Genomic DNA, 16,914 nt, shown 5'->3' on the forward strand with positions numbered 1-16,914 from the left:
AGAAGGTTTACATTAACCAGGAAAACGATCTGACCAGCTATTATATCAAAATTGGCCAATAAAAAAACAGCATGAGAGGGAATATGCTGGTCCCTCGGAGTTGACGGTTACTTGGATGTCATTACAGCAATCCTTATTCTCTTTTTATTTTCCATGCCACATTTCGGGCATGTTTTTGGGGAATGTCCTAATAAGGAAATGTTCACCAGTTCTCCCATGCAGTAATGCCGGTTTATGCTAGCGCTTGTGCCAGTGGATAAGTATAATACTGCTAATATGAAGGAAAATAGCTTTTTCATTCCGGTGATTAGTTGCCCGGAAAGCCACATAAATTTTCATACCACCCTTAACAAACGAGTACGATGCTGCTCAGAATAGCACAAAGGTTGATCTATTTCCACATGCTGTGGTGTTTTTTACCGCCCGGATCATAAGAAAACAGGCAGCTCGGCGCTGCCCTTTCCGCATTAATCTATTTTTTCGGCCTTGAATCCCGCCTTTTCAACGGCCGCCCTTATGGCTTTTTCTGTCAGTCCATTGGCCGATACGGTGAGGATCTTTGCCGGGTTGTCGATATCAACCTGCCAATTATCCGCGCCCGCGATTTCATTTAATACTGAGGTGACCTTTGCAATACAGCCTAAACATTTAATATTCGTTTTAAATTGTATGGTTTCCATATTATACTTTATTTTTTAATGTTTAATTATCCTTGTTACAATTTTATCGTTTTCAGCCGAAGGCTATTGCTAACGACACTGACCGAGCTCAACGCCATGAATGCGCCTGCAATCATGGGGTTTAATAAAAAACCGGTGAAGGGGAACAAGACACCTCGCCGCAATTGGAATACCGATGACATTGTAAATGAAAGCCCAAAGAGATTTGCTTTAATAGTGCTGACCGTTTTCCCTGGATAGCTTCAATGCTTTAGGTATACCGCCCAGATCGGAAGTGATAAGCGTCATTTTTGCCACATCCATAGCAATATCGGAGCCCTTTCCCTATGGCAATGCTTACATCCGCCTGTGCCAGTGGCCTGGGCATCATTAATGCCATCACCTACCATTGCGACGACCTTTCCCCGCTGCTGTAATTCCTGCACAAAAACAGCTTTATACGAAGGCAATACTTCTGCTTTGTACGTTTTAATGCCTACTTTCCTGGCTACTGCGGCGGCTGTATGCTGGTTATCTCCTGTGAGCATATAGACTTCTATGCCGTCCCGCTGCAACAAAGCAATAGCGCCTTCAGCCGTCTCTTTTATTTTATCGGCAATGGCCACGAGGGCCAGCAGCGCCTTGCCGCCTGCAAAATAGATCACGGTTTTGGCTTCTTCCTGTAATGCTCCCGCTTTTGAAGCCCACTCGCTACTGATAGTAATATTATTATCATCCATCAATTTCCTGTTGCCGGCAAAGTAGGTCAGCCCTTCCTGTTTTCCGGTGATTCCCTGACCGGTAAGGCTTTCAAACCCTTGTATTTTTATGGTCTTAACACCAGCGCCTTGCATATGAGACACTACCGCTTCAGCCAGCGGATGTTCGGATTGTTGTTCCAGCGAATACAGGATGGATGGCTGAAGATTTTGCTCTAATTCGGGCGTAGTCCATAAAATATCAGTTACAACAGGCTTTCCTTCCGTAATGGTACCTGTTTTATCCAATACAATGGCGTTTACCTTATGAGCCAGTTCCAGGCTTTCCGCATCTTTAATCAAAATATTGTTCTCTGCTCTCTTTGCCAACACCTACCATAATAGCGGTAGGTGTCGCCAGTGCCCAGTGGCGCATGGGCAGGCAATGACCAATACCGTAACGGAAGTCAGCAGGGCATGCGTAAAGGCGTTATCGCCGCCAAAAACCATCCAGGATAAAAAGGTCAGGATGGCAATGCCGATTACGACCGGGACAAAGATGCCGGCAATTTTATCCACCAGTTTTTGAACCGGTGCTCTTACTGCCCTGTGCTTCCTGCACCATTTTTATGATCTGGGCCAACAAGGTGTCTGTTCCCACTTTCTCCGCACTAAGCTGAAAACTACCCTTTTGATTGATCGTACCCGCAAAAACGGTATCCCCGCCTTTCTTGGGAATGGGCACCGGCTCACCGGTGATCATACTTTCATCCACATAAGAGCTTCCATCGGCAACACGTCCATCCACTGGGATCTTTTCACCTGGTTTGACCAATAGCAGGTCCTGCACCTTCACCTCCGAAATAGGTACTTCCTGGATATACCCTGATGCATCCACCCGCATAACTGTTTTAGGTTGCAAGCCAATGAGTTTTTTAATGGCGGAGGACGTATTGGATTTGGCTTTTTCTTCCAGGAGCTTTCCCAATGATATAAAGGCAATAACCACTACAGCTGCTTCAAAATACACGTGCGCGTGTAAACCCCGACTATGCCAAAATGCAGGATAAATAGTGTTAAAGGCACTGAACAGCCAGGCGATACCGGTGCTCAGTGCCACCAGTGTATCCATATTGGCCTTTTTATGAGTTGCCTGTTTCCAGGCATTTACAAAAAAGCCACGGCCAAGAAAAATACAACCGGTGTGGCCAGCGCCATCATGATCCAGTTAGCATAGGGTATATTCATAAAAAACATACCTATCGCAACTATTGGAACCGAGAGTATTGATGACCACAGCGTTCGTTGCTTAACCTCCTCATAATGCCGGTGCCGGGCCTCTTCCTTTACCTGATCCTGGTTCTCCCGATCGATAACCAGATCGTAGCCAATTGAACGGATGGTGCTTTGAAGTTTTTCAGGGATAACGCGGGTATCGTCATATTGCACCCAGGCTGTTTGGTTGGCGAAATTCACACCGGCATCCTCTACGCCGGCAACCGATTTTAACATCGACTCAACGCTGATGGCACATGCCGCGCAAGTCATCTCCAATACAGGAAATGTTTCCTTAACAAGGCTGTTTTTTTTACTTTTTACAGTACCAAGGTGGGGCTTATCTAATATAGCGGATGACATATAGGCTGATTTTTTATAAAAGTAAGATCTATTTAACAGGTAGGTGTTTTACTATAATCGGTTAATTGTATACATCAATGAACGGTAAATATCCGTCCTGTGCGTAAGCAGCAGTTTAGCTTGTCTGATATTTTTAAAATGGGATAGACTGAAACCGGAGTGGGCTTTAAATTGCCGGGAAAGGTGGGCTGAACTGCTGTAGCCCAGTTTACAAGCAATAGCTGACTGCGTATCATTCGAATAGACTAATAGTTCTTGTACTCTTCTCAGACGGTATTCCATAATATATCTTTCCAATGTAATACCTTCCATTTCGGAAAAAGTAGTGCTCACTGTATTATAATCTCTATGGAAGACGCTGACGACCAAATCCGAAAAGCGAAAATCACGTGGGAAATGGTAGGTTCCGGAATATATTTTTTCCCGCCAGCTCTTTGAGTTGGCGTACGAGTTTTGTTTTTTTATCCTCCAGCAAATCAATGCCCAGAGGGGTTAATCCTTTTATAAAAGTTTATTATTGCTTACCATAAGGCTGTTATTTGAACTTATGCAAAGGTGGCGCCTGTTGGTGAAAGCATCGTTATAAAATTTTGAGAGAATTTTATAAAATTTTGAGAGTTTATACCTTGTCCAGCGGCTTGCGCTGGTTGTCCTTCAAACTTTTGAAATGCGTAGTAGTGAGCCCGGTGATTTTCTTAAACTGCTGGGAAAGATGCTGGACGCTACTATACCCTAATTTGTCGGCAATTTCGCTGAGGTTCAGTTCATCATACTTTAATAATTCCTTTACCTTTTCTATACGTTGTAAAATGACATATTTTTCAATCGTAATACCTTCTACCGCAGAAAAAAGGCCGGTGAGATAGTGGTAGTCCAGTTTTATTTTATCCTGCAGTATCACAGAAATCTTTCTAGTCAACTCTCTCTCATCCATGCTATGTATAAGCTGAATGATAATATGCTTAATTTTTCTACAAGAGCGCTTTTCTTATCATCCAACAATTCAAACCCCAGTGCATGCAGGGACTCCCTCAGCGATTGTAATTTTCCGGCGGAAGGATTCCCGGGCAGCTCTATTTCTCCCAGTTGAATATGATGATAAGGTAAATCCAGTCTGTCCAATTGCTGCCTTACTACTAAAATACAACGATCACAAACCATATTTTTTATGTATAGGGTCATCTCTTTTCAATTTACATTTTCATTTTGCTCATATCCATTCCTGCCATAGGGGTAGCGCCTTTCCTGAAAATATATTCGCTTTGCAACAGGTAGGCTCCGCTGGTTACAACTACATCTCCCGGTTGTAATCCTGATTTAATTTCGATGATACCCTCCCCTTCCTGACCCGTCTCGACCATCCTCGTTGAAAAGGAGTTTTGTGCCGTCTCCACCCAAATAGCCGACATTTTACCATTTCTGAGTAGGGCATCTGTTGGGAGGGACAAGGTTTTTCGACCAGGGCTTTTCACCGTTACATATGCCGGCATGCCCGGCCTGAGTAGATTGTCATTATTCACGACCTCTATGCGGATCAGGTTGATGCGGGACTGCGGATTGATCTCCGGATTTACAAATTCAATTTTCCCATTTATAATTTTCCCGGGAAGGTCCGGAAATTGTATATACACCATACCGGTAAAATTAAACTGGGATAATTGAGAGGTATATACCTGCGCTTCCACCCATAGCCGGGAAAGACCGGCGAGTTTTACAATCGTTCCCCCTCCATTACATAATCCCCCTCTTTAACGAGCAATTCGGTGACATATCCTTCGGCTGTGCTGTAAAACGAGGTGGTTGTACTGGTCTTTCCAGCATTTGCCAGTTCGTTCACCTGCGTTTCCGTCATGCCCCACAGCCGCAATTTATTTCGGGTGCTTTCTACGATTGCATCGTAGTTGATAATGGAATTCCCCAATGCTTTTTGCTTTTCTAAAGCAAGCACATACTCCTGCTGGGCATTATTCAACTCTTCGCTGTACAGATCAAAAAGCCGGACACCCTTGGGTATGCGATCACCGATGTTCTTATAATACAATTTTTCAATCCTGCCGTTGACCCTGGCGCTGACTGCCTGTAAACTGGACTGGTCAAAGTTGACCGTGCCCGTCAATACTACTTTACTGCTCATACTGGTGGCTCGAATAGTGTCTACCCGGATATTGCCTAATTCGATCTGTTCGGGACTGAGCTTTATTTCATCATTGTTTTGTTGCTGACTCTTCCTGACCGCCGTCAGTTCCATATGACAAATGGGGCACTTCCCCGGCTTGGATTCCACCACTTGTGGATCCATGGAACAGGTGTAATATATGTCCGGGTCGGTCTTTGCCGTTCTTTTTGTTCCTGTTTTGCAGGATGCCAGCAAAAGAAGGGCGATCAGTACGAACAGACCGGTGCGGATAAAAATTTTCATAGCTTCTCTTTTACTTTAATAAAACTTTCACTATCCATTAAAAATTGCGCATTGGCGGCTACGGTATCCTGTGCGCTTAATCCGCCGACAACCTGGATCAAACTGTCCGTTGTGATGCCTGTCTGGACGGCGCTGACCTGGAAGAAGCCGTTTTCCTTCTTCAGTACCACCTGGTGGAGGCCGAGCGACAGGACGGCTTCCCTGGGCAACCAGGCGCCTGGGCCGGTTGCTCCCCGGATAGTGGCTTTTACCTGGCTGCCGATCGGCAACATTTTACTGGCATTATCGAAATAGACCCTTGCAGTAAGTGTTTTGCTGTTGTCTTGGTAAAACGGTTCGATGTAACTGATGGTGGCTTGGAATGATTTATCGGGGAAGTTTCCGGTGTGATGACAACAGGGGAACCCTTTTTACCAGGGATGATTGGCCGGAAAAAATGTTTAGGATGATCCAACTTTGCTCTGTGTTGTAGAGCTGGAAAATTGTCTGCCCTTTTTGGACATACATCCCTTCTTTGATGGGCAATTCACCCACTTCTTTTGAAATGTCCATGCGGCGAGAGCCGCTGGTAATTTCCGGCATATTGCCAGCTTCATGAATATGCCCTGTATAGTGGGTATATACGGTTACTTTATAGATGGGTTTGCCGGATTGAACGACCTGTTGCAATTGTTGGGCATCCATGCCTAATAATTGCAGTTTTGTCCGTGCGGCATCGAGCAGGGTGGCGTTGCCGGATCGCTATGCAGGACAAATAACAAGTCTTGCTGGGCAGTGACGAGTTCGGGACTGTAAATATCCATGATCTTTTCTCCCGCATGCACGTGCTGGTACCGGTACTTTACATACAGTTTTTCAATCCTTCCGGAGACCCTGGCGGAAATGGTCTGAATACGCCGGGTATCATAATCTACCCGGCCTAAAACTTCCATTGACAGGGATTGACTGGCTTGTTGTAAGGTGATGACCGCAACAGCCGATACAACGGTATTATTGGTCGGCTGCAGTAGGGTATGCAAATCTATGGTTGAATCTTTCGCTTCTGCGGTAGCAAAGCCTTTTTTACGAGGGTCATCCCGCAGATGGGACAATTCCCGGGCTGATGCCTGATGATCTGCGGATGCATGGGACAGGTATAAATGTCTTCGGCGGCCTTTTGGACAGCCTGATTTCCGGCCTGTTCTGAGGGATGGTTGGTCGGATGATGTGTACAGGCTGCCGGGACTAAGGCGGCACCGGTAAAGACCAGCACCACAAAGACAGAAATTTTGAAATCGCTGATCGGCATAACTTTATTTTTGTTCGAGAATTTTATCCATCTCGGTCTGCATATTCAGTAGATCCTGCAATTGCTGTAAATATTCCAGTTGGGTCATATTCAATGTTTCCCGGCATCGAGCAGCTCGAATAATTCCCCGGTATTCTGTTCATAGCTGAGTTGCAGCACCTGGTAATTTTTGATCAGGGCGGGGACAATATTTTGTTCGAAGAGCCGGACCTGCTTTTTTGCTGGAAATGGCGGCTAACAGGCCCTGTGCCTGACCGGAGGCTTCATTGATCAGCATTTTTTTGCTGGCTCAGCGATTCCTCCTTCCATTTCAGGCTCTCGATGGTCGCTTTGGCGCCCCTGGAAGACCAGGCGGCGATGGGTAGTTTTACCATAGCCATCAGGGAATATTGCATGGGCAGGCCGCCGAACCCAAACATATGGTCGTACCGTATACCGAACTGAGGTTTTAATTTGCTCCTTTCCAGGTCCTGCTGCAAATAAGCCAGATCGATATTCCTTTGAACGGCTTTGATGTCGCTGCGGGCTTGCCCGAAATAGCTGCTGTCTGCCGGACTATAGTCCTTAATGCTATAGGTAGTGTCAATGCTGAATAGAGCCTGTTTATCCCTGTTCATCAACGTATTCAATAGCACTTGCTGCTGGGTGATCTCATTTTGCAGCATAATGCGTTGATTCTCTATATTGCCCAATTCAGCCTTGGCTTTATAGTAGGCATTCAGTTTTCCCAGGTTGTTCTTGTAGCGGATCTCCGTACTTTGGATCATGAAATTCAGCAGCTTTTCATTATCATCCAGCACTTTCAGTTTCTTCTCCGTGATCAACCAAACATAATAGCTCTTTTTAGCGGCAGCGTATAGATCATTCAAATTGGCCTGTTTGGATTCTTTTCCGGCAGCAGACACCGCCCGCAGATATTTTTCGTTGGCATCCAATTCCTTTTTATTCGGGATCATTTGCTGGACCGAGATCATATACTGACCCATGCCATTCATTCCATCGGCGCTTCTCTTCCACAGAGAGGGATTGTAGGGCGTCATCCATAAGCCGGTACCCAATTCCGGTGGCATCCAGCTTCGGGCCCCTTTGGCCGCTTCATCCGAAGAGCGGATATCCGCATCATACATTCTCATGGAAGGATGGTTGTTTTGGATGACCAGTAATACATCATCCAGGTTCAAAGCAGTCTGCGAACGGGCTTCTACCCGAAATACAACAACAGCCATCAATATCAATATTAACCTTTGCATGATTTTAATGTTTAGCTTCCAGTACATCGATCTTTCCATGTTTTCTTAATTCAAATTCTTTACTCATCAGGAAAATGATGGGGGTTACAAGGAGGATATGAATAGAAGAGGTAAATACTCCGCCAATCATGGGCAGCACAATAGGTTTCATTACGTCACTCCCTACTCCTGAACTCCAAAGGATCGGAATCAGCCCGAACAAGGCTACGCAGACAGTCATTAGTTTGGGGCGCAGCCTCTTTGCTGCACCTGCGATCACATATTCCCGTAGATCTGTGGAGGTGATCGTCTTAGTGGAATTTCCTTTTGCCTCCACCAACTGCTGCATGGCGTCATTCAGATAGATCACCATGACGATGCCGGTTTCCACCGCCAGGCCGAAGAGGGCAATAAAGCCAACGGCTACCGCCACCGATAAGTTCACGCCCCAGAAATACACCATATAAGCACCGCCTATCAAGGCAAAGGGAATGGAAATTAAGCTCAGCAAGGCTTCCCGGGCAGAGTGGAAAGCGAAGTACATGGAAATAAAGATGATGACCAGTACGATGGGCAAAACGAGCTTTAGCGTTTTTTCCCCCTGATCAGGTTCTCGTACTGACCGCTCCATTCCAGGAAATAGCCTTTGGGAAGATGTGTCAGCATCTTATTCAGCCGGTCCTGCGATTCCTGTACCGTGCCGGCCAGGTCCCTGTCGCGTACGTTGAAAAGAACGGTACCCCGCAACAAAGCATTTTCAGAATTGATCATAGGTGGTCCTTCCGTCATCTGGACATCCGCTACGGCACTTAATGGGATAGGCCCGAATTGCATGGTCTGCACGGACAGCCGTTTCAATGCTTCTAAATTATCTCTGAAATCCTGGGCATACCGGGCGTTGACGGAGAATCGCCGGCGGCCTTCGATGGTGGTCGTCAATTTCATACCCCCAGGGCGCTCTCGATAACGGCATTCACATCATCGACGCTCAGTCCATACCGGGCGATCTCGTCCCGCTTAATGGCGATATCAATATATTTTCCGCCTGTGATGGGTTCCACATACAGGTCTTTGACCCCATCGACTCCCTGCAATTCATTTTTTACCTTTTGCGCAAAGACATAGATTGAATCCAGGTTCTGCCCGTATACTTTGACCCCGACATCGGTGCGGATACCGGTGGACAGCATATTGATCCGGTTGATAATAGGCTGGGTCCAGCCGTTGGTGACACCGGGTATCTGCAATTTGTTGTTAAGTTCATTGATAATATCTTCTTTGCTGACGCCTGCACGCCACTGCGACCGGGGTTTCAGCAGGACAATCGTTTCTACCATACTGATAGGGGAGTTGTCTGTGGCAGTGTTTGCCCTGCCCGCCTTGCCAAGCACATTCATTACTTCAGGGACAGATTTAATGATCTTGTCCTGCACCTGGAGGATCCTTTTCACCTCTGAATTAGATACATCGGGTAAAGTCACCGGCATAAAGAGGATCGACCCTTCATCCAGGGAGGCATAAACTCCCTTCCCAAACTCAGAACGAGGGGTATGCTGATTAGCAAGGCGATGATATTAATGCCGATGGTGGTTTTTCGCCACCGGATGCACAGCCGTAAGAGGGGCTCATAGATCCTTTCCAATACCCTGTTGACGGGGTTGGCCTGTTCACCGCGGAAACGGCCCCGCATAAAGAAAGAGATTAATACCGGCGCCAGTGGTGACTACCAGAAAAGCATCTACCAGCATGATAAAGGTCTTGGTATAGGCTAGCGGATGGAAAAGCTTTCCTTCCTGACCCGTTAGCAGGAATACAGGCAGAAAAGAGGTAATGATGATGATAGTCGAAAAGAAGACACCCCGGGAGACCTGTTTGCAGGACCGCTCAATAATGGCCAGTCTTTCCACCAGGGGGATCCGGTAGTAATTATTTCGCCTCTCCCAGCCTTTTTTGATATTTTTTAATGCCATGCACTGTTATTTGTTGGGTGAATGCTTTTCCTGCCATTCGGCCAGGTTCCGGTAAGAATTTTCCGACATGATAATGCCGTTGTCAACAATGACGCCGATGGCCAGGGCAATCCCAGTGAGTGACATGATATTGGATGACAGGCCAAAGGCATTCAGCAGTATAAAACTGATGGCAATGGTGATGGGGATCTGGATGATAATGCTCAAGGCACTGCGCCAGTGGAATAAAAAGAGGATGACGATCAGCGATACAGCCAGCATTTCCTCCCCTAATTTCCCTTTGATGTTGGCGATGGCTGCCTCGATCAGCGTACTGCGGTCATAGGCAATTTTGAAATGAACGCCCTCCGGCAGCCCCTTTTCCACGTCCTTCATTTTTTCTTTTACAGCATTGATCACCTGGTCCGCATTTTCGCCATAGCGCATGACCACAATTCCGCCGACCACCTCGCCTTCCCCGTTCTGGTCGAAAATGCCCAACCGCAGATCCCCTCCCATTTGCACCGTACCGATATCTTTTACCCGGACAGGGATACCTTTGTTGGTCGCCAGGGCAATGCCTTCCAGGTCTTCTTTATTTTTGACATACCCCAGGCCCCGAATGATAAAGGCCATATCGCTCATCTCGAATTTCCGGCCCCCCACATCGTTATTGTTTGCCTTGACCTTATTCATCACATCCATTAGCGATATATTGTAGAATTGCAACTTGACAGGATCGACCACTAACTGGTACTGTTTTTCAAATCCGCCAAAAGAAGCTATTTCCGCAACTCCGGGCACTGTTTGCAATCCGAATTTAATATACCAGTCCTGCAACGCCCTCTGTTCCCCCAGGTCTATTCCCGGGGCGTTCAAGGTATACCATAGTACATGTCCTACGCCCGTGCCGTCTGGCCCTAAGCTGGGCGTTACTTCCGGGGGCAGCAGCCGTTGAGCATAATTCAGTCGCTCCAATACCCGGGTACGTGCCCAGTAGATGTCCGCATTATCCTCAAAAATGATATAGACGAAACTCATCCCAAACATGGAGGTTCCACGTATATTTTTCACTTTAGGGATGCCCTGCAAGTTAGATACCAGGGGATAGGTCACCTGGTCTTCTATGATCTGAGGGCTGCGACCCATCCATTCCGTGAACACAATAACTTGGTTTTCCGACAGGTCAGGGATCGCGTCAATGGGGTTTTGCCTGACGGCGAATACGCCCCAGACCAACAGACCTAGTGCCGTTACTAGCACCAGGTACCTGTTGCGAAGGGATAGTTCGATTAACTTTTGAACCATGACTACTTAATTTTTTCTTTTACTTCACCGCAGGTAGCCATCTTACTGCCCATATACGGATTTTTGATGGCTGCTACCTCGCTTACCCACATGGCTCCCTTTTCCTGGTACATCGGGCAAGTGGTCATGATAGAGGGTTTGGCCTCCACCGAAAGCCTTTACCAGCGAATACACATCCTCGCTCATCATGGCAAAATGCTCGCGCTGGTGGGCAATGTTGCTCCCATTCTTCCCAATATGCTCAGCATGTTCTTTCAGATCGTCCTCCGTGTCGTCATACACTTTTTCTGATCGGCGGTAAGCAGGGATTTATCCATCTTACCAAGATCATTCACCATGGTTTTGCCGGCATCTGCCGCCCCGCCGCCATTATCGGCTGCCAGCGCATTTTTCAGCTTCAGGTAATCATCAACAATGCCTTTGATACCTGTGCCCGCTTTTGGATCGATCTGTGTAAAGGTTGGTGTAACAATGGCCGCATTGGTATCCGCGGCGCCCGATGGCTGCATGGAAGAATCCTTGCTCATGGTCGCTGTAGTATCAGCCTCTTTGCTTTTGCCTCCATCCTCGCAGGCAGTAAAGCCAAGCATAGCCACCAGGAACATTCCTGCAATAATTGTCTTCATAATAAATGGTATTTAATTAGTTATTTATTCATCTTCATTTCGCTGGAATCTTTTTTCATTTTTCCTTTAGCGGGCACTTTCTTCTCAACAAGCTCCATACCGCACTTGGGGCATTTGCCGGGCTTATTGCTGGTGACATCCGGGTGCATCGGGCAGGTGTAAATAATGCTTGCCTGTTTGGAACCCCTTCTATCCACCACCAATTCGCGATTGCATTTAGAGCATTTACCGGGTTTATCGCTGATAACTTCCGGATGCATGGTACAAGTATACTGCATGTGCTGCATGGTATCCTTCTTTGCAGTCTTATCCTGGGCAAAAAGTCCCGATGAAGTAATAAGGAGGGCAACGATCACAATAACTAGCTTTTTCATGTTTAAATTTTTAATATTAGCAATGGGTATTAACTTTTACGGTGATAATGACAACAGTCGGGCAATTGAGTATATGCGAGGTCCGGCGCTTTGTGGTTTTGCGTGTCATGCCCGACGGCTGCAACCGCATTTTCTATTTTGCCTGGATTGACTTTTGACCTGTCATAAGTAACATACAGGGTGTTGGAATTTACATTCCAATCGGCGGACCAGATGCCCGGCAAGGCTTTAACCGCCGTCTCGATCCTGTGTTTGCACATATCGCATACGCCGCTTACTTTGAGCGTCTTGTTGGAAGTGAAGGGTCCATCCAGTTTTGTATTGTAGGATTGAGCGTTGGCAAACGATACACTAGTTATAGCAATGGCAATAGCCAAAAATGCTTTAATCGTTTTCATACATTTAATTTTTAAGAATTATGAGAAAAATTGCATGCTTTTAGGGCAAAGCACAAAAGCCCGACAGAAATGTCAGGCTAAAGAAGATATACATCAGTCAAATGCGGAAATTACAATTGCGCAGGAAAACGGGAATGCCGCTGGCCAGTAGCGGTGGCCCATTGGCAACCGGCTGAAGCAAAACAGGAGAGATGACAAAAGGATTGACCCATAAACCGTAAGGAACATCAGCAACGATCACCGGGGCCTTAGCCGATTCAAAAGATAGCGGTGTATCTTTTTGATCGCCCTTGTTCTTAATAAGACGATGCTCATCGCGGCAGCAGCCCTTCATAGCTACAGTACAGTCTTTTCCCGGCGAGTTTGCCGGCATGCCGCAGAACGTACAATCCTTATCGGAACGGTCAAGCAATCCCCAACCCATGAGCTTGTCCATGCAATAATGCAGATGCACGGTAGCCCCCATTGAAGTGGAGAGATAGATAATTGCTAATATGGTTGCCAAAAACCTTTTCATGAGAATTACTATGCAAAGGTAGTTTTAATTCCCAACTGTCAAAATTTGCATTTGTTAAATTAAGGGAGGGGGTAGTTGCAACCGACAGTCACCGACTCCTGCCGTATTGCAGAGCAAAAATGGGAAGAAAATGCCCTAAAGGGCATTCCGATCATGCGGCTTCTAAACTCGCCATCGCTAGTTTCAGATTGAACCTTGCTATATCAAAATTCGACAAATTGAATTGTGCGGGAAAAGTACTTTACACTGCCTAGAGAATGGCAAAGTAGATCAGTGGGCTTGGGCTCGGTGAAGGAGTTCTTTTTCCTTTTCGATCTGGAGGCTGAGTTCTTTCTTCAGAGGGAAGGACCAGGCGATATCGGGAGGCGAAAAGTTGGCGGTTTTCTTCGAGAACACTGTACTTGACCAGGGTTTCATCCTTATCGGTGCACAGGATAATACCAATGGTGGGGTTATCACCGGGAACCTTTTTGAGATCTTCGAACATCCGCACATACATATCGAGTTGTCCGATGTCCTGGTGGGTGAGAGCGGTTGTTTTTAGCTCTACGATACAGAAGGCCTTGAGGATGAAATTGTAAAATACTAAATCGATATAGAAAATTTTGGTCTCAGTACGGATGGGGACTTGTCGGCCAACAAAAGCGAAGCCTTTGCCGAGTTCAAGAAGGAAATGCTGGAGCTGAGCCAAAAGGGCAGTCTCGAGATCGGTTTCAGTGAAGTGCGAAGGCAGGGATGTACCGAGAAACTCCATGATATAAGGATCTTTTACTAAGTCGGCAGGGGTCAGACGGTTTCCTGGGCTTTGTTCTGAAGATTGCTTGCCGGACGCCAGGAGATCGGGCTGGCTGGAGAGCAGGCGGGTAAAATAGCCTGTCTGAATGTTTCGTTCGAGTTGGCGGGTCCCCCACCCTTGTTCGGCGGCTTCCTTGGCATAATAAGCGCGTGCGGCGGGATCCTCGACTCTGAGAAGGAGGCGATAATGCGTCCAACTGAGCTCTGAACGGAGTACATCCTTATTGGTGAAGCAGAGATAGAACTGCCGCATTTGCCGCAGATCGCGTTCATCCATGCCTTTGCCTAGCTCCTCAGTTAGCCTTTCGGCCAGTTCGCGCAGCAGGAAGGCACCATACCTGGCGCGGTCCTTCCCTTTCTGCTCTTCCAGCACGATTCGCTGGCCGATCTGCCAATAGGCATCAATGAGGGTGCGGTTGACCTGAGAGTAGGCCCTATGGCGGGCAGAAAGCCAGATGGATTTGATTTCATGGAGAAGGGTCGGCGCTAATTGCATGATAATGAATCGATTTGATGGGAAATAAATTCGGGACGCAGTGCGTCCCGAATTAGCGACGGCGGGATGGTCGATTGAGGAAGGAAGTAAGATCATTGGGCGGGTACTCGCGAAATTCGTCCTCCTTATGAAGGTCATTCGTCTGCTGGAAACCGGGATGATTCATGTCGAGGTGGGGATCGCGGAAGGGATCGTTTAGCTGATCATGCTCGCGTTGGATACGGTTAAGGACGATCTCATTGCGGAGAGGGCCTTCACGTAACCGGAGCTTTTGGTAGGCATCGGTGGGCGTGGGAGGCTCCTTTCGGCCATTGAGGAAATAAGTCCAGGAAGTACGTCCAAGTTTTGTCTGAATAGTGATCAAGGTAAGAGATTCAAGGCGGGGGTCATAGCGGTAACGGAGAGAGAAAGAGACTTTGTCGAGCCCATCGTTGAAAGTTCCGATTGCAGGCATAGAGAACTCCTTTCTTTTGTCGGTAGTGATGGCATCGAGACGGCATTCTTCGAATTTTTCCCGAAACTCCTTAAGCCAATCTCCCAGGCGTGTCGAACCCATCACAGGATCGAGCCAACCTCTTTCTGCCAGGAGGGTTTCATGTTCAGCGAGAGTTTTATAAGGAAGGTGATTCATGGAATGGTTGTGTTAGGATATTTTGGGATGAAGCTCACGTACAACGGCCTCTCCCTGGGTCATCGAGAGGACCTTTTCGACATTGGAGTTGGACTGGAAAATCCGGTCAGCATCGACAAGGTTCCCGTTCCGGTCCTTGAAGAGCAGCCCCTCAGCCGATGAGTCTACCTGTACGCGTAGCTCGTGGGTCTGGCCATTCTTACGGAAAGTGATCTCCCGCGAGCTGCCACTATGAAGGGCAGTAATTAACGCCTGCATTCGAGCAGGATCTCGCAACTCTTTTATAGGATATCTATTGAGGGCGGCTTGTAAGTCGAAGTCCACCCATCTCCGTTCTCCCAGGGCGTCGGTAATAAGCCATTTTTCCTGGCCATCGATATTTCTGGCGACGGGTATTTGTCTAATAACGCTGGCGGCCTCATGGGCGGATAGCGCGTAGTCATCAATAAGGGAAAAGTTTTGTCGGACGATGGAATTCCCCCTGAGAACTTCTTGTGGAGTGGGCTTCGTGGCGGCATCGAAATTATCAAGATAATAGGCATCAGTACCGGGGAGTTTCTTAAAATGTAAGACATAGTCGGTCTTGGCATCGTCAGAAGCAGCGTATGGGAGATTGAAATAGGGCCGGTCTTGGGCAACAGCCCTTTTCAAAGGCCCCTCCAGGCTTACTTTGAAGCCTGCCTTTTTCATTTCTTCGCTCAGTCGCTGGACGTTTTGCTCCTGGACCGTTCGCCGGTCCTGATCCTGGAGTTGATTGTTGTATCCGTCTACCAGGGCAGCGCGTCCACGTATCCAATTGAATATCCAGTTGACAGGGCGCAGGTAGCGAATGCGGTTTAGCAAATTTGGGTGCAAGCGGGCATTCAGGATACGGACCTGGGTGCGGACATAGGTAAGGCCTCTTTTTTCTTCCTGCGTGAGGTCTTTCCGACTCCTGTAACCGTCAAGGATAGATTCGTATTGAGCTTGGCGAAGGCCAAGCAAATAGGGATCGTCCCGGCGAAGCGATGGATTGCGGGTGCGTTGGGTGGCCTCTTGCTCGGCCTGCATCAGCAGGGCGTCAAGGACACGGTCGAAAGGTTGATTATTGGTTGGCATTGGATGAAGGAGAAGTGGGGATAGCCAGTGCGTTGGGCGTGAAGGATCTGGCGATTACGGATACGGAGAGCGATAGCTCGTCCTCCATTTTTTTCGTAGAGTTCAACGCGGAACTCCTTCCGGTCGGGGATTGTTACACGGGAAAGCCCGACAATGAACATGCGGCTTTCTTTACCGGGGATCGTCACCAGGGTATCCGCATACACCGGGCTTAGCTCTTGGTCCTGGCGAGAAGTTCGCTTTGCTCGGGCTTGGTCGCTGAGATAGAGCCTTAGGAAGTCTGGCGTGTAGTCCAGATTGGACTTGTTGTAGACGGTGAATCGGAAGAATAGTATTGGACCGGCCATGGCAATGTTTTGAAGCTGCAGCCTCATTCCATAGCGATGGCTGCGGATTGAAAATTCGGGAGACTGCTGTCGAACAAGGGCCAGGCAGTCACTAAGCTGATCAGAATTTAGTGGCTGGCCGGCAAGCACTATCTCCGGGCCGAATGGCGTTGTAGCAGGGTCCAGCCGCGTGAGGTTGTAGGTGGAGGCGAGTGTGTCAGTATAATAAAGGTCAAAAGCATAGACCTTTCCGTCGGAAGTGAAGACGTGCAGGTTGGTTGGCGAGAAGTTACGACGAGCGGCCTTGAGCTTTAGGACGTTATCTACCCCCGTCTGGCGTTGAGCGAGAACGTCGCGGTCGCCCCGATCGATGGGACGGACTGGGGCGGGAAAGACAAGAACAAGTGGTTGAATTGTAGGTTAAGAACAGTCGGTAATGAAGGATTAGAGTTGACGGCGGGAGAG

22 protein-coding genes and 4 pseudogenes are annotated in these 16,914 nt (G+C 47.6%); all 26 read right to left on the reverse strand.

Annotated elements, in window-relative coordinates; genetic code table 11:
• Nucleotides 1–107: 107 nt before the first annotated feature.
• The 26 genes and pseudogenes from ACQ86N_RS22800 to traN all read right to left on the reverse strand — a co-directional run bounded on the left by ACQ86N_RS22800 (nt 108) and on the right by traN (nt 16,863).
• Entirely contained in the window at nt 108–329 is a 222-nt protein-coding gene (locus ACQ86N_RS22800; RefSeq protein WP_431217123.1) for an HYC_CC_PP family protein, read from the reverse strand.
• Nucleotides 330–467: 138 nt separating this feature from the next.
• The gene (locus tag ACQ86N_RS22805; protein ID WP_431217124.1) at nt 468–680 is read right to left on the reverse strand and encodes a heavy-metal-associated domain-containing protein; all 213 of its coding nucleotides are present in this window, start codon (nt 678–680) and stop codon (nt 468–470) included.
• Nucleotides 681–964: 284 nt separating this feature from the next.
• Entirely contained in the window at nt 965–1,747 is a 783-nt protein-coding gene (locus ACQ86N_RS22810) for an HAD-IC family P-type ATPase (protein ID WP_431217125.1), read from the reverse strand.
• Between the two features lie 3 nt (nt 1,748–1,750).
• The gene (locus tag ACQ86N_RS22815) at nt 1,751–1,936 is read right to left on the reverse strand and encodes a hypothetical protein (protein WP_431217126.1); all 186 of its coding nucleotides are present in this window, start codon (nt 1,934–1,936) and stop codon (nt 1,751–1,753) included.
• Entirely contained in the window at nt 1,929–2,489 is a 561-nt protein-coding gene (locus ACQ86N_RS22820; protein WP_431217127.1) for an HAD-IC family P-type ATPase, read from the reverse strand. Before ACQ86N_RS22820 ends, ACQ86N_RS22815 begins: the two co-directional genes overlap by 8 nt.
• Nucleotides 2,490–2,524: 35 nt before the next feature.
• On the reverse strand, nt 2,525–2,995 hold the full coding sequence (locus ACQ86N_RS22825) for a cation transporter (RefSeq protein ID WP_431217128.1): 471 nt from the start codon (nt 2,993–2,995) through the stop codon (nt 2,525–2,527).
• 51 nt (nt 2,996–3,046) lie between these two features.
• Nucleotides 3,047–3,475, reverse strand: a complete 429-nt coding sequence (locus ACQ86N_RS22830) for a helix-turn-helix domain-containing protein (RefSeq protein ID WP_431217129.1) — start codon at nt 3,473–3,475, stop codon at nt 3,047–3,049.
• 139 nt (nt 3,476–3,614) lie between these two features.
• Complete coding sequence (locus tag ACQ86N_RS22835) at nt 3,615–3,896, reverse strand: helix-turn-helix domain-containing protein (RefSeq protein WP_431217130.1); 282 nt, start codon at nt 3,894–3,896, stop codon at nt 3,615–3,617.
• A 14-nt stretch (nt 3,897–3,910) separates the two neighbouring features.
• Nucleotides 3,911–4,177 carry a hypothetical protein gene (locus tag ACQ86N_RS22840; protein WP_431217131.1) on the reverse strand — a complete coding sequence of 89 codons (267 nt, stop codon included), beginning with the start codon at nt 4,175–4,177 and terminating at the stop codon, nt 3,911–3,913.
• 11 nt (nt 4,178–4,188) lie between these two features.
• A pseudogene (locus ACQ86N_RS22845) lies at nt 4,189–5,414 on the reverse strand (efflux RND transporter periplasmic adaptor subunit).
• Nucleotides 5,411–5,686: a hypothetical protein gene (locus ACQ86N_RS22850; RefSeq protein ID WP_431217132.1), complete on the reverse strand. Its 276-nt coding sequence runs from the start codon at nt 5,684–5,686 to the stop codon at nt 5,411–5,413. Before ACQ86N_RS22850 ends, ACQ86N_RS22845 begins: the two are co-directional and overlap by 4 nt.
• 94 nt (nt 5,687–5,780) lie before the next feature.
• Complete coding sequence (locus ACQ86N_RS22855; RefSeq protein ID WP_431217133.1) at nt 5,781–6,098, reverse strand: hypothetical protein; 318 nt, start codon at nt 6,096–6,098, stop codon at nt 5,781–5,783.
• Nucleotides 6,099–6,100: 2 nt separating this feature from the next.
• The gene (locus tag ACQ86N_RS22860) at nt 6,101–6,505 is read right to left on the reverse strand and encodes an efflux RND transporter periplasmic adaptor subunit (RefSeq protein WP_431217134.1); all 405 of its coding nucleotides are present in this window, start codon (nt 6,503–6,505) and stop codon (nt 6,101–6,103) included.
• Nucleotides 6,436–6,702 carry a heavy metal-binding domain-containing protein gene (locus tag ACQ86N_RS22865; RefSeq protein ID WP_431217135.1) on the reverse strand — a complete coding sequence of 89 codons (267 nt, stop codon included), beginning with the start codon at nt 6,700–6,702 and terminating at the stop codon, nt 6,436–6,438. Before ACQ86N_RS22865 ends, ACQ86N_RS22860 begins: the two co-directional genes overlap by 70 nt.
• A gap of 263 nt (nt 6,703–6,965) precedes the next feature.
• A complete protein-coding gene (locus ACQ86N_RS22870) occupies nt 6,966–7,952 on the reverse strand; it encodes a TolC family protein (protein WP_431217136.1) in 987 nt (328 codons plus the stop codon).
• A gap of 4 nt (nt 7,953–7,956) precedes the next feature.
• Nucleotides 7,957–9,418 (reverse strand): annotated as a pseudogene (locus ACQ86N_RS22875) (efflux RND transporter permease subunit).
• Between the two features lie 180 nt (nt 9,419–9,598).
• A pseudogene (locus tag ACQ86N_RS22880) lies at nt 9,599–11,188 on the reverse strand (efflux RND transporter permease subunit).
• Between the two features lie 2 nt (nt 11,189–11,190).
• A complete protein-coding gene (locus ACQ86N_RS22885; protein WP_431218096.1) occupies nt 11,191–11,316 on the reverse strand; it encodes a hypothetical protein in 126 nt (41 codons plus the stop codon).
• Nucleotides 11,317–11,389: 73 nt separating this feature from the next.
• Nucleotides 11,390–11,814 (reverse strand): annotated as a pseudogene (locus ACQ86N_RS22890) (DUF3347 domain-containing protein); the annotation flags it as partial.
• A gap of 20 nt (nt 11,815–11,834) precedes the next feature.
• Complete coding sequence (locus tag ACQ86N_RS22895; protein WP_431217137.1) at nt 11,835–12,188, reverse strand: heavy metal-binding domain-containing protein; 354 nt, start codon at nt 12,186–12,188, stop codon at nt 11,835–11,837.
• A 29-nt stretch (nt 12,189–12,217) separates the two neighbouring features.
• Nucleotides 12,218–12,586 (reverse strand): heavy-metal-associated domain-containing protein, encoded by a 369-nt coding sequence (locus ACQ86N_RS22900; RefSeq protein ID WP_431217138.1) that lies wholly within the window; start codon nt 12,584–12,586, stop codon nt 12,218–12,220.
• 97 nt (nt 12,587–12,683) lie between these two features.
• Nucleotides 12,684–13,103, reverse strand: a complete 420-nt coding sequence (locus ACQ86N_RS22905) for an HYC_CC_PP family protein (RefSeq protein WP_431217139.1) — start codon at nt 13,101–13,103, stop codon at nt 12,684–12,686.
• Between the two features lie 250 nt (nt 13,104–13,353).
• Nucleotides 13,354–14,394, reverse strand: a complete 1,041-nt coding sequence (locus ACQ86N_RS22910) for a PDDEXK nuclease domain-containing protein (RefSeq protein WP_431217140.1) — start codon at nt 14,392–14,394, stop codon at nt 13,354–13,356.
• Nucleotides 14,395–14,446: 52 nt separating this feature from the next.
• The gene (locus ACQ86N_RS22915; RefSeq protein WP_431217141.1) at nt 14,447–15,025 is read right to left on the reverse strand and encodes a hypothetical protein; all 579 of its coding nucleotides are present in this window, start codon (nt 15,023–15,025) and stop codon (nt 14,447–14,449) included.
• 12 nt (nt 15,026–15,037) lie between these two features.
• The gene (locus ACQ86N_RS22920) at nt 15,038–16,123 is read right to left on the reverse strand and encodes a hypothetical protein (protein WP_431217142.1); all 1,086 of its coding nucleotides are present in this window, start codon (nt 16,121–16,123) and stop codon (nt 15,038–15,040) included.
• Nucleotides 16,075–16,863, reverse strand: coding sequence for a conjugative transposon protein TraN (gene traN, locus ACQ86N_RS22925; protein WP_431217554.1), 789 nt, complete (start codon nt 16,861–16,863; stop codon nt 16,075–16,077). Before traN ends, ACQ86N_RS22920 begins: the two co-directional genes overlap by 49 nt.
• Nucleotides 16,864–16,914: the final 51 nt, after the last annotated feature.

It is taken from the genome of Puia sp. P3 (genome assembly GCF_050632245.1).
In the GTDB taxonomy this organism is placed as follows: domain Bacteria; phylum Bacteroidota; class Bacteroidia; order Chitinophagales; family Chitinophagaceae; genus Puia.

What these genes read in the sequence shown, in the direction of transcription:
- ACQ86N_RS22865 (WP_431217135.1), bottom strand. Translation starts at nt 6,702, where the DNA reads ATGCCGATCAGCGATTTCAAAATTTCTGTCTTTGTGGTGCTGGTCTTT.
- ACQ86N_RS22840 (WP_431217131.1), bottom strand. Translation starts at nt 4,177, where the DNA reads ATGACCCTATACATAAAAAATATGGTTTGTGATCGTTGTATTTTAGTA.
- ACQ86N_RS22855 (WP_431217133.1), bottom strand. Translation starts at nt 6,098, where the DNA reads ATGGATGCCCAACAATTGCAACAGGTCGTTCAATCCGGCAAACCCATC.
- ACQ86N_RS22920 (WP_431217142.1), bottom strand. Translation starts at nt 16,123, where the DNA reads ATGCCAACCAATAATCAACCTTTCGACCGTGTCCTTGACGCCCTGCTG.
- ACQ86N_RS22885 (WP_431218096.1), bottom strand. Translation starts at nt 11,316, where the DNA reads ATGACCACTTGCCCGATGTACCAGGAAAAGGGAGCCATGTGGGTAAGC.
- ACQ86N_RS22900 (WP_431217138.1), bottom strand. Translation starts at nt 12,586, where the DNA reads ATGAAAACGATTAAAGCATTTTTGGCTATTGCCATTGCTATAACTAGT.
- ACQ86N_RS22915 (WP_431217141.1), bottom strand. Translation starts at nt 15,025, where the DNA reads ATGAATCACCTTCCTTATAAAACTCTCGCTGAACATGAAACCCTCCTG.
- ACQ86N_RS22820 (WP_431217127.1), bottom strand. Translation starts at nt 2,489, where the DNA reads ATGGATACACTGGTGGCACTGAGCACCGGTATCGCCTGGCTGTTCAGT.
- ACQ86N_RS22910 (WP_431217140.1), bottom strand. Translation starts at nt 14,394, where the DNA reads ATGCAATTAGCGCCGACCCTTCTCCATGAAATCAAATCCATCTGGCTT.
- ACQ86N_RS22895 (WP_431217137.1), bottom strand. Translation starts at nt 12,188, where the DNA reads ATGAAAAAGCTAGTTATTGTGATCGTTGCCCTCCTTATTACTTCATCG.
- ACQ86N_RS22800 (WP_431217123.1), bottom strand. Translation starts at nt 329, where the DNA reads ATGTGGCTTTCCGGGCAACTAATCACCGGAATGAAAAAGCTATTTTCC.
- ACQ86N_RS22825 (WP_431217128.1), bottom strand. Translation starts at nt 2,995, where the DNA reads ATGTCATCCGCTATATTAGATAAGCCCCACCTTGGTACTGTAAAAAGT.
- ACQ86N_RS22870 (WP_431217136.1), bottom strand. Translation starts at nt 7,952, where the DNA reads ATGCAAAGGTTAATATTGATATTGATGGCTGTTGTTGTATTTCGGGTA.
- ACQ86N_RS22805 (WP_431217124.1), bottom strand. Translation starts at nt 680, where the DNA reads ATGGAAACCATACAATTTAAAACGAATATTAAATGTTTAGGCTGTATT.
- ACQ86N_RS22850 (WP_431217132.1), bottom strand. Translation starts at nt 5,686, where the DNA reads ATGTTGCCGATCGGCAGCCAGGTAAAAGCCACTATCCGGGGAGCAACC.
- ACQ86N_RS22905 (WP_431217139.1), bottom strand. Translation starts at nt 13,103, where the DNA reads ATGAAAAGGTTTTTGGCAACCATATTAGCAATTATCTATCTCTCCACT.